The sequence below is a fragment of the Mesorhizobium sp. genome (genome assembly GCF_004963255.1).
GTDB lineage: Bacteria > Pseudomonadota > Alphaproteobacteria > Rhizobiales > Rhizobiaceae > Mesorhizobium.
In genome coordinates this window covers 98305-112824 of record NZ_SUGA01000002.1, presented here as the reverse complement: position 1 = coordinate 112824, position 14520 = coordinate 98305, and the positions used below count along the sequence as shown (strand labels likewise).

14 protein-coding genes are annotated in these 14520 nt (G+C 64.9%); 9 read left to right on the top strand and 5 right to left on the bottom strand.

Annotated features, from left to right (window positions below; translation table 11 throughout):
• Positions 1-14: 14 nt before the first annotated feature.
• Complete coding sequence (locus E5X34_RS03415) at positions 15-1268, bottom strand: sarcosine oxidase subunit beta (RefSeq protein ID WP_292561035.1); 1254 nt, start codon at positions 1266-1268, stop codon at positions 15-17.
• A gap of 278 nt (positions 1269-1546) precedes the next feature.
• Here E5X34_RS03415 and E5X34_RS03410 point away from each other — a divergent pair, with 278 nt between their 5' ends.
• The 6 genes from E5X34_RS03410 to E5X34_RS03385 all read left to right on the top strand — a co-directional run bounded on the left by E5X34_RS03410 (position 1547) and on the right by E5X34_RS03385 (position 6280).
• On the top strand, positions 1547-1939 hold the full coding sequence (locus E5X34_RS03410; RefSeq protein ID WP_042639315.1) for an SET domain-containing protein-lysine N-methyltransferase: 393 nt from the start codon (positions 1547-1549) through the stop codon (positions 1937-1939).
• A 173-nt stretch (positions 1940-2112) separates the two neighbouring features.
• A complete protein-coding gene (rpsU, locus tag E5X34_RS03405; protein ID WP_042639546.1) occupies positions 2113-2379 on the top strand; it encodes a 30S ribosomal protein S21 in 267 nt (88 codons plus the stop codon).
• Positions 2380-2511: 132 nt separating this feature from the next.
• Positions 2512-3363, top strand: a complete 852-nt coding sequence (locus E5X34_RS03400) for a tetratricopeptide repeat protein (RefSeq protein WP_042639313.1) — start codon at positions 2512-2514, stop codon at positions 3361-3363.
• Positions 3364-3569: 206 nt separating this feature from the next.
• On the top strand, positions 3570-4046 hold the full coding sequence (locus tag E5X34_RS03395; RefSeq protein WP_292561031.1) for a DUF992 domain-containing protein: 477 nt from the start codon (positions 3570-3572) through the stop codon (positions 4044-4046).
• A 146-nt stretch (positions 4047-4192) separates the two neighbouring features.
• On the top strand, positions 4193-4675 hold the full coding sequence (locus E5X34_RS03390) for a DUF992 domain-containing protein (RefSeq protein ID WP_292561026.1): 483 nt from the start codon (positions 4193-4195) through the stop codon (positions 4673-4675).
• A gap of 153 nt (positions 4676-4828) precedes the next feature.
• Positions 4829-6280 carry an MFS transporter gene (locus E5X34_RS03385; RefSeq protein ID WP_292561023.1) on the top strand — a complete coding sequence of 484 codons (1452 nt, stop codon included), beginning with the start codon at positions 4829-4831 and terminating at the stop codon, positions 6278-6280.
• A gap of 46 nt (positions 6281-6326) precedes the next feature.
• Here E5X34_RS03385 and E5X34_RS03380 read toward each other — a convergent pair whose 3' ends face one another.
• Positions 6327-7181 (bottom strand): LysR family transcriptional regulator, encoded by an 855-nt coding sequence (locus E5X34_RS03380; RefSeq protein ID WP_292561020.1) that lies wholly within the window; start codon positions 7179-7181, stop codon positions 6327-6329.
• A gap of 96 nt (positions 7182-7277) precedes the next feature.
• Between E5X34_RS03380 and E5X34_RS03375 the strand changes: the two genes are divergently transcribed.
• Complete coding sequence (locus E5X34_RS03375) at positions 7278-8615, top strand: aspartate aminotransferase family protein (RefSeq protein WP_292561017.1); 1338 nt, start codon at positions 7278-7280, stop codon at positions 8613-8615.
• A gap of 36 nt (positions 8616-8651) precedes the next feature.
• Here the strand turns inward: E5X34_RS03375 and coaBC are convergent, their stop codons facing one another.
• The 3 genes from coaBC to ubiE all read right to left on the bottom strand — a co-directional run bounded on the left by coaBC (position 8652) and on the right by ubiE (position 12593).
• Positions 8652-10124 carry a bifunctional phosphopantothenoylcysteine decarboxylase/phosphopantothenate--cysteine ligase CoaBC gene (coaBC, locus tag E5X34_RS03370; protein WP_292561014.1) on the bottom strand — a complete coding sequence of 491 codons (1473 nt, stop codon included), beginning with the start codon at positions 10122-10124 and terminating at the stop codon, positions 8652-8654.
• A gap of 74 nt (positions 10125-10198) precedes the next feature.
• Complete coding sequence (gene ubiB / locus E5X34_RS03365; RefSeq protein WP_292561011.1) at positions 10199-11773, bottom strand: 2-polyprenylphenol 6-hydroxylase; 1575 nt, start codon at positions 11771-11773, stop codon at positions 10199-10201.
• Positions 11774-11816: 43 nt separating this feature from the next.
• Positions 11817-12593 (bottom strand): bifunctional demethylmenaquinone methyltransferase/2-methoxy-6-polyprenyl-1,4-benzoquinol methylase UbiE, encoded by a 777-nt coding sequence (gene ubiE, locus E5X34_RS03360; RefSeq protein WP_292561008.1) that lies wholly within the window; start codon positions 12591-12593, stop codon positions 11817-11819.
• Positions 12594-12761: 168 nt separating this feature from the next.
• Here ubiE and E5X34_RS03355 point away from each other — a divergent pair, with 168 nt between their 5' ends.
• Together E5X34_RS03355 and upp are read left to right on the top strand one after the other, a co-directional pair.
• Complete coding sequence (locus E5X34_RS03355) at positions 12762-13736, top strand: adenosine deaminase (RefSeq protein ID WP_292561005.1); 975 nt, start codon at positions 12762-12764, stop codon at positions 13734-13736.
• 128 nt (positions 13737-13864) lie between these two features.
• The gene (upp, locus tag E5X34_RS03350) at positions 13865-14494 is read left to right on the top strand and encodes a uracil phosphoribosyltransferase (protein ID WP_027165262.1); all 630 of its coding nucleotides are present in this window, start codon (positions 13865-13867) and stop codon (positions 14492-14494) included.
• The last annotated feature ends 26 nt before the right edge of the window (positions 14495-14520 follow it).

The window sequence follows — 14520 nt, the reverse complement described above, 5'->3', positions numbered from 1 at the left end:
CGACTGATTGATCATCAGTGCGCCACCGCCGCCGCCGCGGCCTCGTCGATGAGACGTCCGGTGCGGAAGCGCTCGAGCGTGAAGGGCGCGTTGATCGGGTGCGGCTCGTCCTTCGCGATCGTGTGGGCAAAGACGTTGCCCGAGCCGGGCGTTGCCTTGAAGCCGCCGGTGCCCCAGCCGCAATTGACGTAAAGCCCCTTGACCGGCGTCTTCGCCAGGATCGGCGAGCGGTCGGGCGTCACGTCGACGATGCCGCCCCAGGAGCGCAGCATCTTCATGCGTGTGAAGATCGGGAACATCTCGCAGATGGCGTCGAGCGTGTGCTGCAAGATGTGCAGTCCGCCGGTCTGCGAATAGGAGACATACTGGTCGGTGCCGGCGCCGATGACCAGCTCGCCCTTGTCGGACTGCGAGATATAGGCGTGCACGGTGTTGGACATCACCACGCAGGGCACCACCGGCTTGACCGGCTCCGACACCAGCGCCTGCAGCGGATAGCTTTCCAGCGGCATGCGCACGCCGGCCATGTTCATGATGACCGAGGAATGGCCGGCCGCGACCACGCCGATCTTCTTGGCGCCGATGAAGCCGCGCGTCGTCTCGACGCCGCTGACCGCGCCGTTCGCAGCCCGCTTGATGCCGGTGACCTCGCAGTTCTGGATGATGTGCACGCCGCGCGCCGAAGCGCCGCGCGCATAGCCCCAGGCGACCGCGTCGTGGCGCGCCGTGCCGCCGCGCCGCTGCAGCGCCGCGCCCATCACCGGATAGCGCGCTTCCTTGGAGATGTTGAGCGGCGGGCAGAATGCCTTCGCCTCTTCCGGCGTCAGCCATTCATTGTCGATGCCGTTGAGGCGGTTGGCATGGATATGGCGCTTGAACACCTGCACGTCATGGACGTTGTGCGCCAGCATCATGACGCCGCGCGCCGAATACATGACGTTGTAGTTGAGCTCCTGGCTCAGCCCATCCCACAGCTTCAGCGCGTGGTCGTAGATGCCGGCGCTTTCGTCATAGAGATAATTGGAGCGTATGATGGTGGTGTTGCGACCGGTGTTGCCGCCGCCGAGCCAGCCCTTTTCCAGCACCGCGATGTTGGTGATGCCGTGCTCGCTCGCCAGGTAATAGGCCGTCGCCAGGCCGTGCCCGCCGGCGCCGACGATGATGACGTCATATTCCTTCTTCGGCTCGGGCGAGGTCCACTGCTCTTCCCAGCCCTTGTGGCCGCGCATCGCCTCGCGGGCGATGGCGAATACCGAATATTTCTTCACGTTATAGCCTCGCGCCAAAAATCGCGGATGTCGTCCGCCCGTCACGCGAGGAGTATCACTAGCGAAACCGCGATGTCATCCTTGCGCTGTTTGCGACGGCGCTTGCCGCTTTGCGCCATGCCGGATCGCGCCGCTGCCGACGGCGATGCCTGATCAAGCGGACGTGAGGGTATTGGCGCCTGCCATGCCGCAGGCCAGTGGAAAATCTTGCGCCGGCGGCCTTGCATTCCGGCCCGTTTTGACGATTTTCGTTTCCCGTCGAGAATGGATGGGGAACGATGCTGCTGATCAGGACCTATGTTGCCCAGAGCGCCATCGAAGGCGTCGGCGTCTTCGCTGCCGAGCCGATCCGCAAAGGTGCTTCGATCTGGCGGCTCGACCCGGATTTCGACCGCCTGATTCCGATGGAAAAATATGAAGCGGCATCCCCGCATCTGAGGGAACTGCTCGACCGCTATGCCTATCCGAGCCCGGACAAGCCGGGCTTCATGGTCTATGAGGTCGACAATGGCCGCTTCATGAACCATTCCGAGCGGCCGAATACCGATTTCTCGCAATATGGCGGCGCCACCGCCATTCGCGACATCGCCGCCGGCGAGGAAATCACCTGCGACTATGGCGAATTCTTTGAGGATTTCGCACGCCTCCATCTGGCGGCGGTGGAAGGCTGAATCGCGGCGGGGCGCGCCGCTCCGGTTTTTGATCGCGCTTTCCGGCAATGAGAGGTGGACATCCCGGCCTGATTCTGCTATCAGCCGCCACAATTCGCGGTGCAACTCGCCGCGGAGGCATCTCGGCTATGGCCGATTGCCTAACGATTTCAAACCCGAAGACAGGATTGCCCGTGCAGGTACTCGTCCGCGACAACAACGTTGATCAGGCGCTTCGCGCGCTGAAGAAGAAAATGCAGCGCGAAGGTATTTTCCGCGAAATGAAGATGCGCGGTCACTACGAGAAGCCGTCCGAGAAGCGTGCCCGCGAGAAGGCCGAAGCCGTGCGCCGCGCCCGCAAGCTGGCCCGCAAGCGCGCCCAGCGCGAAGGCCTGCTGCCGATGACCCCGCGTCCGGCTCCGGCCGGTGCTGGTGGCGCGCCGCGTTCGCCGCGCTCATAACGCCTATTTTTCGTCCTTTTCGAAGGATACCGAAGGTGGCGCGATGCGGAATCGCCGCCACCTTTTTGTTTATAGATTCGAGCCGGTTCGGAGAGGGAACGGACTGACGGCGCTGCGGCAGTGAGGACAAAGATGAACGCTATTACCGTGGAGCGTGGAACCGCTTTTCGCGGCTTCGCCCTGACGGCGGCCCTGCTTTCGGGTCTGATGCTTGCAGCATGTCAGACAGCCCCGACGGGTGAGTTCAACTCGATCGACAAGGCGCAAGGCTCAAGCGAGAACATCTCCTCGCTCTCGGCGGTCATCCAGCGCAATCCGCAGGATCCCGAGGGCTACAATGTGCGCGGCTCGGCCTATGGCCGCGGCGGCCAGTACCAGGCGGCGCTCAAGGACTTCAACCAGGCCATCCAGCTCAACCCGAATTTCTACCAGGCCTATTCGAACCGCGCGCTGATCCAGCGCTTCCTCGGCAATCAGGAAGCCGCTCTGGCCGACTACAACCGCTCGATCCAGATCAACGCCAACTACGATGCCGCCTATATCGGCCGCGGCAATCTCTACCGTAAGGCGGGCCGCACCCAGGATGCCTTCAACGACTTCCAGAAGGCGATCCAGCTCGACACCACGGATGCGCGCGCCTACCACAATCGCGGTCTGATCTATCAGAGCCAGGGCCAGCACAAATTCGCCATCGAGGATTTCTCGACCGCGATCTCGCTGGCGCCGGACGCCGCCGAGCCCTACAACGGCCGCGGCCTCTCCTATCTGGCGACAGGCGACGAGGACAACGCCTTCTCCGACTTTAACATGGCCATCAAGCTCGACGGCAAGAATGCCGAGGCCTGGGCCAACCAGGCGCTGATTTACGAGCGGCGCGGCGACAAGGTGAGAGCCGCCAAGTCCTATCGCGAGGCGATCCACCTCGACCCGAACTACCAGCCGGCCAAGGACGGCCTGTCGCGCACCGGCGGCAACGCCAGCTGAAGCCTGTAACGGAAGGGCATCTCGCGCCAGGCGCGGTCGCCGCCGGCGGCCGCAGTGTTGCGCCGTGGCGACGCCGATAGCGATCCGTTAACCGCCCAGGGCAGTGCGTTAACCTTTGCCATGTTCGCGCCAAGTTTTCGGCGGAACGCTCCTCGCACCTCGACCGTTCAAGCCGGGGCCAAGATTTTCGCGAAAGGACCTTTCCAATGATCAAATCCCTTGCCTGTTCCGCTGCCGCGCTTGCCGCCACGGTCCTCGCTTCCCCAGTCAGCGCCGGCACGCTCCGGCTCGGCACGCTCGATTGCACGATCGACGGCGGCGTCGGCTATGTCATCACGTCCAACAAGGGCGTGTCCTGCACCTTCCGTCCCTATCATCACGGTCCGGCCGAGCAGTACACCGGCATGATCTCCAAGCTCGGCGTCGACCTCGGCCAGACGCATCAGGGCCAGCTCGTCTGGGCGGTGCTTGCCGCCACGCGCCATCATGAGGCGGGCGACCTCGCCGGCAGCTATTATGGCGTCAACGCCGAGGCCTCCGTCGTGACCGGCGGCGGCGCCAACCTGCTGGTCGGCGGCCTCGACGGCGCCTTCATGCTGGAGCCGCTCAGCGTGCAGGCACAGACAGGCGTCAACCTCGCTGTCGCGGTGGCGTCGCTGGATCTGGTCCACTCCTACAAATAGGCGCTCAGCCGCCAACGACATCCGCCTATACGCGCGGCCCGGAACAGGACATTGTAGCCGTTCCGGGCCGCATGCTTTTGAGCAATTCCAGGAAAAGTGCGATACGGTTTTCCGTCCGGAATTGCGTCAAAACAAGAGGGGGACATATGTCGAGGATCATCGCCGCAACCGCGATCGCGATCGTTGCACTGGCCGGGCAGGCTCGGGCGGAGACCGGCGGCGTCGAGCTCGGCGTCCTGGATTGCGCCATCGGCGGTGGCACCGGCTTCGTCTTCGGCTCCAGCAAGGATCTGAGCTGCACCTTCACGCCGGCCGACAAGACCTTCGCGCCGGAAGCCTATTTCGGCGCCGTCAACAAATACGGCCTCGATATCGGCACGACCAGCCAGAGCGTGATGCGCTGGCTGGTGCTGACGCCGATGAACAACATCTACGCCCCAGGTGCGCTTGCCGGCGACTATGTCGGCGCCAGCGCCGAAGTGACCGCCGCGGTCGGCGCCGGCGCCAATCTCCTGGTCGGTGGCACCGGCAATGCCTTCACCCTGCAGCCGCTCAGCGTCCAGACCCAGACCGGCCTCAACATCGCCATCGGCGTCAGCCAGTTCCAGTTGCGCAGCACAGCGAACTGACTGACCACCAGGGCCGGTGGAGCCTTCCTTCCACGATAAGCGAAAAAGCCTCTTGAGCTCAACCGCGCTTGAGGTTCTACAAGCCCTGCCGAACTGGATCTGGCGCCCATTCGCAATGCGGATGAGGCTGCGGATCGCAAGCAGGAGATCGACGTGACGGCAGCAAGCGGCAACAAGGCAGGCGGCGACAAGATAGATTGGCCCGCGCTGTGGGCAAATGGCGACTTGGCACGCTTCTGCTTCATCAGCCTCGGCATCCTGCTCCACGCCACCAATGAGACGATGATCGCGACGGTCATGCCGGCGATGGTCGGCGATATTGCCGGCGTGCAGTTCGTCGGCTGGTCGCTGGCCGTATACGAACTCGGCGCCATAGTCGCGGGTGCCGCCGCCGGCCGGCTGGTCAGCTTCGTCGCCTTGCGCACCAACATGATGGCCGCAGCCCTTCTTTATGCCGCTGGCGCGCTGGTCTGCGCCACCGCGCCATCAATGCCGGTCTTCCTGGCCGGGCGGCTGGTCGAAGGCCTGGGTGGCGGTGCGCTCGTCTCGCTCGCCTTCGTCTCGGTCGAGCGCCTGTTCCCGCGCAATATCTGGCCGCAGCTTTTCGGCATCATCTCGGCGATTTGGGGTGTCGCCGCCTTCAGCGGCCCGATGCTCGGCGCAATCATGGTCGATTTCCTGTCCTGGCGCTGGGCCTTCGGTGTCTTCACGTTTGGCGGTGCGGCCATGGCGCTCGCAAGCTTCGCTGTGCTTGGCACGCCGCAGGCGAAGCGGCCGCAGGCCGGCGCCGGCCCGACGCCCGCCTTCCCCTTCCTGGCGCTCGGCTGCCTTGCCGTCAGCGTCGTGCTGATCGCCGCGGCGGGTGTCGACATCGCCTTGCTGCGCTCGTCGCTGCTCATACTGCTCGGCCTGGCCGGCCTCGCGCTGTTCTTCCGAGTCGATGCGCTGAAGCCGCGCTCGCGCCTGTTTCCCTCGCAACTTTTTTCCTGGAATTCCGCGCTCGGCAGCGGCATGACCATGGTGGCCGCCTTCTCCGTGGCGACCTGCACCTTCGCCATTTACGGGCCGTTGCTGCTGACCACGCTGCACGGCATCCCGATCCTGACGACAGGCTACATCATCGCCGCCGAATCGATTGCCTGGTCGATCCTGTCTATCGCCGTCGCCAATGCGCCGCTGCACCGCGAGCGGTCGATCATCGTCGTCGGCGCGCTGATGATCGCCGCCGGCCTCGCCGGTTTCGCCTACACGATCCCGATCGGCTCGATCCCGCTGATTCTGCTTTGCGCCCTTCTGCAGGGAGGCGGCTTCGGCGTCGCTTGGCCGTTCCTGACGCGCGTGATCGTTGCCTCGGCGCGCGAGGGCGAACAGACCATCGCCTCGGCCGCCGTGCCGACGATGCAGCGCATAGGCTATGCGGTAGGCGCCGCCCTTGCCGGCATTATCGCCAATGCCTGTGGGTTCTCCGATGGCCTCAGCCGGGAGGCGGCCGCGACCGTCGCCGGCTGGCTGTTCCTGGCTTTCGTGCCGCTCGGGATCGTCGGGTGCCTGGCGGCCCTGAGGATGTCGGTGACGGCGAACCGGCCGCAAATGGCCGCGGGCTGACGGTCCAGCCCACGAGCTGATCGACATGCTGCAAGGCGGCAGACCCTCAAAGCGACGGCAGAACCTTGCGGATGTGATCGGCAAAGGCGATAGCTGCGGGCGATCTTTCCGCATCGGCGAAATCGATCACGATGCCAAGCCCGGGCAGCGGAGGAAGCGGAGCGCCGACATGGAGATCGGGCGGCACCGCCCCCTCCGCCATCACGCTGATCGCCAGGCCTGACCGCGCGACGGCGATCAGCCCGGCAAGGCTGTTGGAGGCATAGGCTATCTTGTAGCGCAGGCCCGCGCGGGTCATGGCCTCGCAAGCCCCCTTGTGGTCGATCGCGTTCGACGCAGCCAGGGCGAGCGGAACGGTGTCGCCGAAATCATGGAGTTCCAGGGTTGGCCGGCTGCCGACCCAGACCAGCGATTCCCTGCGCACGACATCCGGCGCATCGCCTGGATTGGGTGTGGAAACGAGCGCCAGATCGACCTGACGCGCATTGATGAGCGTGCGCAGCTCGACCGTCGGCGCCGAGACCACCTTGATCTCGACATCGGGATACATGGTGCCGAAACCCTTCAAGAGCGCCGGGAAGAACGCGCTCAAATAGTCTTCGGGGCTGCCGAAGATGATCGACCCATGCAGGCCCTTGTCGGAAAAGGCCGAGATCGCCTCGTCATGGATTTTGAGGATGCGCTCGGCATAGGCAAGAAAACGTTCGCCGCTGCCGGTGAGCCGGACGCCGCTGCCGCTGCGATGAAAAAGGCTCTGGCCAAGCGCCTCCTCCAGCCGCTGGATCTGCATGGTCACGGCCGATTGCGTGCGCCCGACCTGCACCGCAACGGCGCTCAGCGTGCCGGAATGCGCCGCGCGCACAAATGTCGACAAGAGCTTGAGATCGAGCGGAGCCTGCATATCAAATCCGTTGATATCCGGATCCGATTACTATCAATTTTACTGCATCAACGCCAACCGCTATTTGTTGCCAATCGATGTGGTGGAGCTGGAACGATGTCGAAGAACCAGGATCATGGTTTTTGGAATGCGGCGCAAAAGCATCTCATCCGGTATGGTGGGAGTTTCGAGCCGGCGATCATCGAGCGCGCGGCGGGATCGTTCGTCTACGACGCCGACGACCGGCCGATCCTCGATTTCACCTCCGGCCAGATGAGCGCGCTGCTCGGCCATTCCCATCCCCGGATTGTCTCGACGGTGAGCCGCCAGGTCGGTCAGGTCGCGCATTTGTTCAGCGGCATGCTGTCCCGTCCGGTGGTCGAGCTTGCCGAGCGCCTGGCGGCGCTGGCGCCGGGCCTCGACCGGGTGCTGCTCCTGTCGACCGGCGCAGAATCGAACGAAGCCGCAATCCGCATGGCCAAGCTGGTGACCGGCAAACACGAGATCGTCGCCTTTTCGAAGAGCTGGCACGGCATGACCGGCGTGGCGGCGTCAGCAACCTACAGCGCCGGCCGCAAGGGCTACGGACCTGCCGCGGTCGGCTCGCTCGCGATCCCGGCGCCGAACAGTTTCCGGCCGCGTTTCAAGCATGCCGACGGCTCGCTGGATTGGCAGACCGAGCTCGACGATGCTTTCGATCTGGTCGACAGCCAGTCGACGGGCAATCTGGCGGCCTTCGTCGCCGAACCGATCCTGTCGAGCGGCGGCATATTGGAGCTGCCGCAAGGCTACCTGGCGGCTCTCCAGCGGAAGTGCCGCGAGCGCGGCATGCTTTTGATCCTCGACGAAGCGCAGACAGGCATCGGCCGCACCGGCCATATGTTCGCCTTCCAGAGGGACGGCGTCACGCCGGATATCCTGACGCTCTCCAAGACGATCGGCGCCGGCCTTCCGCTATCGGCCGTCATGACGACGGCCGAGATCGAGGAGGAAGCGCATGCGAAAGGTTTTCTGTTCTACACCACGCATGTCTCCGATCCGCTGCCGGCGGCTGTGGGCCTGGCGGTGCTCGATGTGGTGGAAGAAGAAAAGCTGGTCAATCGCGCCCAGCATCTCGGCGCGCAGTTGTTCGACGGCCTCTCGCGGCTGAAGCAGCGCTACGAGTGCGTCGGCGACGTGCGCGGCCGCGGTCTCCTGCTCGGCGTCGAGATCGTGAAGGACCGCAAGGACCGGGTTCCCGACCATCAGCTTGGCGCCGCGATCGCGGCGGAGGCGTTCCAGCGCGGTCTCAGCATGAACATCGTGAAGCTTCCCGGCATGGGCGGAGTCTTCCGCATCGCCCCGCCGCTGACGATCTCCGAGGAAGAGCTGGAGCTCGGTTTGAAGATCATCGCCGAGTCGATCGAGGCCGGGCTCGCCGCGAACACGAGCCGTCCCGGCATCGCCGCCGAGTGACGTCGAGGGCCGGCGATCCAAGCACCGGCTTCGGCTTCACACCACGATGGTCTGTAGCCGCTCGGCAATCAGCGCGGCAAGCCGCGCCGCCACCTCGTCCTTGCCCATCTCCGGCCACTCCTCGACGCCGGCCCTGGAGACGATGCGCACCTTGTTGCGGTCGCCGCCCATCACGCCCGATGGGCCGATGCCGCTTTCATGCGAGACGTCGTTGGCGACGATGAAGTCGGCGCCCTTTTTCTTGAGCTTGGCCTCGGCATTGGCGATCAGATCCTGCGTTTCGGCGGCGAAGCCGACGACAAGGCCAGGCCTCTGCGCATGATGGCCAATGCTGGCCAGGATGTCCGGGTTCTCGACCATCTGCAGCGCAGGCGGCCCCTCGCCCGCCACCTTCTTGATCTTCTCGCCGGCGGCGTTGGCCGTGCGCCAGTCGGCGACCGCCGCGACAAAGACAGCGGCATCCGCCGGCAGCAGGCTCTCGACCGCTTCCTTCATCTGGGCGGCCGTTTCGACATGGGTGGTCGCGACGCCGGCCGGGTCGGCAATGGTGACCGGACCGGAAACGAGCCGCACATCGGCGCCGAGCTTTGCCAGCGCGGCCGCGATGGCATGGCCCTGCTTGCCCGAAGACCGGTTGGCGATGTAGCGCACTGGGTCGATCGGCTCATGCGTCGGCCCGGAGGTGACGATGATCCTGCGGCCGGCAAGCGGCTTTGGCTTCTCGTCGAGCATCGCCTCGATCGCGGCGACGATCTCCAGCGGTTCGGCCATGCGCCCCTCGCCCGCTTCGTTGCTTTCGGCCATCTCGCCCTTGCCGGGACCGACAAAGGCGATGCCGTCCTTCTGCAGCGTCGCCCGGTTGCGCCGCGTTGCCGGATGCGCCCACATCTTCGGGTTCATGGCGGGGGCCATCAGCACTTTCTTGTCGGTGGCCAGAAGCACCGTCGAGGCAAGGTCGCTGGCATGGCCGTTGGCGAGCTTCGCCATCAGGTCGGCCGTGGCCGGCGCCACGACCAGCAGATCGGCCTCGCGCGACAGCCTGATATGGCCGACATCGTGCTCGTCCTTGCGGTCGAACAATTCGGTGAAGACATGGTCGGCCGAAAGCGCGCCGACCGACAGCGTGGTGACGAATTCCTGCGCTGCCGACGTCATCACCACCCGGACAGAAGCGCCGCGCTCGCGCAGCCGCCGGATCAGGTCGAGCGATTTATAGGCGGCGATACCGCCGCCGATGATGAGCAGGATGCGCTTGCCGAAGAGTGAGCCTCGCCCGAGGGGCTTGCCGGATGCCGCGGCAACCGGCGCCGCCCGCTCCTTCGAACCGGTCAGCGCGCGCAGCTTCTCCTCGATCTGGTCGATCCGGCCGGCCTGCCCCGCCCGGCCCTCGACCGCGGCGCGGATCATCGCCCGCGCCTGCTCCTCCATCGAGCAGCCGTTTTCGGCCGCGAGCTGCCGCAGCAGGTCCTTGACCTGGTCATCGAGATTGCGGATCGTGATGCTGGCCATGTGATTGCACTCGCTTTTCAGACGCCGCATGCAATGATAGCAATGCAATCAATCGCCGACAAGCCGCAGTGCGCTCAGAGCAATTTCCACGCGATGTAGATCAGCGTCAGCGCGATCACCCACAGCGCCGCGCGGCCGGAGCGGGTATGGCGCGCTTCGGCCTTGCCGATGGCGTGCGCGGTCGCTTCGTCGAAGCGCAGGCCGTTCTCTGCCATCAGGTCGATCTCGCGCGACAGCCGGTCGGTGCGGGCTGCGAGGTCCGGCGCCTGCCTTGCAAGAGCCAGCAGCGCCTTGGCGCCGTCGCGCGCGTCGGTGAGCAGCCCGCGCGGGCCGAGATTGCCGGCGATCCAGTCGCCGACCACCGGCTCCGAGGTTTTCCACATGTTGAAGGCCGGATCGAGCGTGCGGGCGACGCCTTCGACGACCACCATGGTCTTCTGCAGCAGGATCAGCTCCGGGCGCGTCGCCATGTCGAACAGCTCGGTGACCTCGAACAGCAGCGTCAAAAGCTTCGCCATCGAAATGGTGTCGGCCGACTGGCCGTGGATCGGCTCGCCGATGGCGCGGATCGCCTGCGCGAAGGCCGAGACATTGTGCTGGCGCGGCACATAGCCCGCCTCGAAATGCACCTCGGCGACGCGCTGATAGTCGCGCACGATGAAGCCGTAGAGGATCTCGGCGAGGAAACGCCGCTCCTTCTTGCCGAGTCGCCCGGCAATGCCGAGATCGACCGCGACGATGGTGCCGTCCGCCTCGACGAATAGGTTTCCCGGATGCATGTCGGCATGGAAGAAGCCGTCGCGCAGCGTGTGCCGCAGGAACGACTGGATGAGGTTGGCGGCGATCGCCTTGAGGTCGTGGCCGGCGGCGGCGAGGCCGGCGATGTCATTCATCTTGACGCCGTCGATCCACTCCATGGTGAGCACGTCGCGGCCGGTCCGCTCCCAGTCGACCGCCGGCACGCGGAATCCCGGATCGTCCTTGGTGTTCTCGCCGAGTTCCGAAAGCGCGGCCGCCTCGAGCCGCAGATCCATCTCGATCCTGGTGGTCTGCGCCAGCGTCTGCGTCACCTCGACCGGGCGCAGCCGGCGCGACGAGGGAATGTATTTTTCCTGCAGGCGGGCGGCGAGGAAATAGCTTTCGAGGTCCTGGAAGAAGCGGTGCCGCACGCCAGGCCGGATGACCTTCACCGCCACGCGCGAAGCAATGCCCTCGCGCACGACCTCGGCCCTGTGCACTTGCGCGATCGAGGCCGCCGCCACCGGCTCACCGAAGCTCAAATAAAGGTCGTCGATCCGCCGTCCGAGCGAGGCCTCGATCGCATGCACCGCCTCAACCTTCGGAAAGGTGTGCATCTTGTCCTGCAACAGCGCGAGGTCGAGCGCCATGTCGTTGCCGACGACATCGGGCCGCGTCGCCAGGAACTGGCCGAGCTTGACATAGGAGGGTCCGAGCCGAACCACGGCGCGCGCCAGCCTGTCGCCGCGCTGATAGCCTAGCGCCCGGCGGCGGGTGAAAAGCCGCGCAACGCTCCAGCCGAATTTCGGCATGCCGGAGAGCTCTTCGCCAGGCAACGCCGCGACGACGCCCTCGCGGACCAGCACCCAGCCGGCCCGGGCAAGCCTGAAGGCGGCGGCGACGCTGCTCATCGCCCATCCTGATTCAAAGGAGCCTGCTTCAAGGGGTCCAGCCTCAAAGCTTCCAGCCGGAATGAAGGGCCGCGATGCCGCCCGAATAGTTGCGGAAAGTGACGCGATCGAAGCCGGCGCGGGCGATCATCGCCGCGAAATTCTGCTGATTGGGGAACTTGCGGATGGATTCGACCAGGTAGGAATAGGGCTCGCCGTCGCCGGTCACCGCCTTGCCGATCCTGGGGATCGCGTTGAATGACCAGGCCTCATAGGCCTTGTCGAGCAGCGGCATCTCAACCTCCGAGAATTCAAGGCACAGAAACCGGCCGCCGCGCTTCAGCACGCGATAGGCTTCGGCAAGGGCGACCTCGATGCGCGGCACGTTGCGGATGCCGAAGGCGATCGTATAGGCGTCGAAGGTCTCGTCCTCGAACGGCAATTCCTCGGCATTGGCCTCGACGAAGTCGGTGTTTGCCGCAAGGCCCAGCTTCTCGGCGCGGTCGCGGCCGACGGAGAGCATGGAACCGTTGATGTCGAGTACGGTGGCATGGGCCTGGCGCTGGCTGGCCTCGACGATCCTGAAGGCGATGTCGCCGGTGCCGCCGGCGACGTCGAGCACCTTCCAGCCCGGCCGCTTCGGCGGGTTCAGCCAGGCGACCATCGCGTCCTTCCACAACCGATGCAACCCGGCCGACATCAGATCGTTCATCAAGTCGTATCGATTGGCCACCTTATGGAAGACGTCATTGACCAGGGGCTGCTTCTCGCCTGCCCCGACCTTCCTGAAACCATAGGAGGTTTCCATGCCGCCCGCGGCCGTGGTTCTCTCAACTGACATTATTTTGATCCGTCATAAAACCGGCGGGACCATAGCCGATCGATGGTGCCGACGCTATTGTCCAAGGCGCGGTTTTCGGCCGCGCTTGCAAAACCCGGTCGAGAAAGGTCCCGCATGATTTTCCGGCCAAATTCCGTGCGAGAACGGCATGCCGGGCGCAATGACCGCATGATTTTGAAGGCCGAACTGCACTGCCACATCGAAGGCGCGGCGGCCCCCGAGCTTGTCGTTGCCCAGGCCCGCAAATATGGCAAGGATCCTTCGCCCTATATCCAAGATGGCTCCTTCGTCTGGCACGATTTCACCTCCTTTCTCGCCGCTTATGATTTCTCGTCCGACCTGTTTCGCACGGAAGACGATTATGCGCGTCTCGCCGACTATTATCTGACCAGCCTCGCTCGCGACGGCGCCATATATTCCGAGGTCTTCACCTCGCCGGACCACGCGAAGAAGGCTGGCCTCTCGCCAAAAGCCTATACCGATGCGCTGGGCGAAGGCATGGCCCGCGCCAAGGCCAAGACAGGGATCGAAGGCCGCATGATCGTCACCGGCGTGCGCCATGTCGGGGTCGAGGCGATCGAACATGCCGCACGCTTCGCGGCGCGCTGCGGCCATCCGCTGGTGACCGGTTTCGGCGTCGCCGGCGACGAGCGCATCGGCGATTTCGAGGACTATGTGCGCGCCTTCGAGATCGCGCGTGAAGCCGGCCTCGGCATCACCATCCATGCCGGCGAGCTGATGGGTTGGGAAAGTGTCCAGGCCGCCCTTGACCACATCCGCCCCTCCCGCATTGGCCATGGCGTGCGCGCCATCGAGAACCCGGACCTGGTCCGCCGCATCGCTGCCGAGGGAGTGGTGCTGGAATGCTGCCCGGGCTCCAACATCGCTTTGAAAGTGTTCGACAGCTTCGCCGACCATCCCTTTCCGGCGCTGCGCGCCGCCGGCTGCAAGGTGACGCTCAACTCCGACGACCCGCCCTATTTCTGGACCTCGCTGAAGCGCGAATACGATATCGCCGCCGAGCATTTCCGCATGGACGACAAGGCGCTTACCGCCATCACGAGGACGGCTATCGAGGCAGCCTTCGTGGACAAGAAAACCAAGGCCGCCCTGCTTGCCCGTGTCAACGGCGTCGGCCGCTAACTCTCTGCTGGATTCGTTCTTTTTCTGGATTTAAGGCAAAAGCTGTGGTGGATGGCCGCCGGGCGGTTCCTTGGCCGGCGCATTGTCGCTAGGGTCGCTTCCAGCAGCCGGAATTTCAGGAGATCACGATGCAGGGCGTCACCGTCGTCGACCACCCCCTTGTCCAGCACAAGCTGACCATCATGCGCAAGAAGGAGACCTCGACGGCCGGCTTCCGGCGGCTGCTGCGCGAGATCTCGCTTCTGCTCGGCTATGAGGTGACTCGTAATCTCGAGCTGACCACGACCATGATCGAGACGCCGATCGAGGAGATGGAGGCGCCGACGCTGGAAGGCAAGAAACTGGTCTTCGCCTCGGTGCTGCGCGCCGGCAATGGCCTGCTCGAGGGGCTGCTCGACCTGGTGCCGGCCGCCCGCGTCGCCCATATCGGCCTCTACCGCGACCATGAGACCCTGGAAGCCGTCGAATATTTCTTCAAGGCGCCGAGCGACCTTGCCGACCGCCTGGTGATCGTCGTCGATCCGATGCTGGCGACCGCCAATTCGGCGATTGCCGCGATCGACAAGCTGAAGGGACGCGGCGCCACCAACATCCGCTTCCTCTGCCTGCTTGCCGCGCCAGAAGGCATCGAGCGCTTCACCAAGGCGCATCCGGATGTGCCGATCTTCACCGCCTCGATCGACCGCCAGCTGAACGACAAGGGCTATATCATGCCTGGCCTCGGCGACGCCGGCGACCGCATGTACGGGACAAAGTGAGCGCATCCGTTTACCGCGCGTTTACA

Bases quoted from the DNA above. Each gene is read 5' to 3' on its own strand.
- E5X34_RS03410 (WP_042639315.1), top strand. From the start codon at position 1,547: ATGCTGCTGATCAGGACCTATGTTGCCCAGAGCGCCATCGAAGGCGTC.
- E5X34_RS03400 (WP_042639313.1), top strand. From the start codon at position 2,512: ATGAACGCTATTACCGTGGAGCGTGGAACCGCTTTTCGCGGCTTCGCC.
- E5X34_RS03395 (WP_292561031.1), top strand. From the start codon at position 3,570: ATGATCAAATCCCTTGCCTGTTCCGCTGCCGCGCTTGCCGCCACGGTC.
- E5X34_RS03390 (WP_292561026.1), top strand. From the start codon at position 4,193: ATGTCGAGGATCATCGCCGCAACCGCGATCGCGATCGTTGCACTGGCC.
- E5X34_RS03380 (WP_292561020.1), bottom strand. From the start codon at position 7,181: ATGCAGGCTCCGCTCGATCTCAAGCTCTTGTCGACATTTGTGCGCGCG.
- E5X34_RS03375 (WP_292561017.1), top strand. From the start codon at position 7,278: ATGTCGAAGAACCAGGATCATGGTTTTTGGAATGCGGCGCAAAAGCAT.
- coaBC (WP_292561014.1), bottom strand. From the start codon at position 10,124: ATGGCCAGCATCACGATCCGCAATCTCGATGACCAGGTCAAGGACCTG.
- ubiB (WP_292561011.1), bottom strand. From the start codon at position 11,773: ATGAGCAGCGTCGCCGCCGCCTTCAGGCTTGCCCGGGCCGGCTGGGTG.
- ubiE (WP_292561008.1), bottom strand. From the start codon at position 12,593: ATGTCAGTTGAGAGAACCACGGCCGCGGGCGGCATGGAAACCTCCTAT.
- E5X34_RS03355 (WP_292561005.1), top strand. From the start codon at position 12,762: ATGATTTTGAAGGCCGAACTGCACTGCCACATCGAAGGCGCGGCGGCC.
- upp (WP_027165262.1), top strand. From the start codon at position 13,865: ATGCAGGGCGTCACCGTCGTCGACCACCCCCTTGTCCAGCACAAGCTG.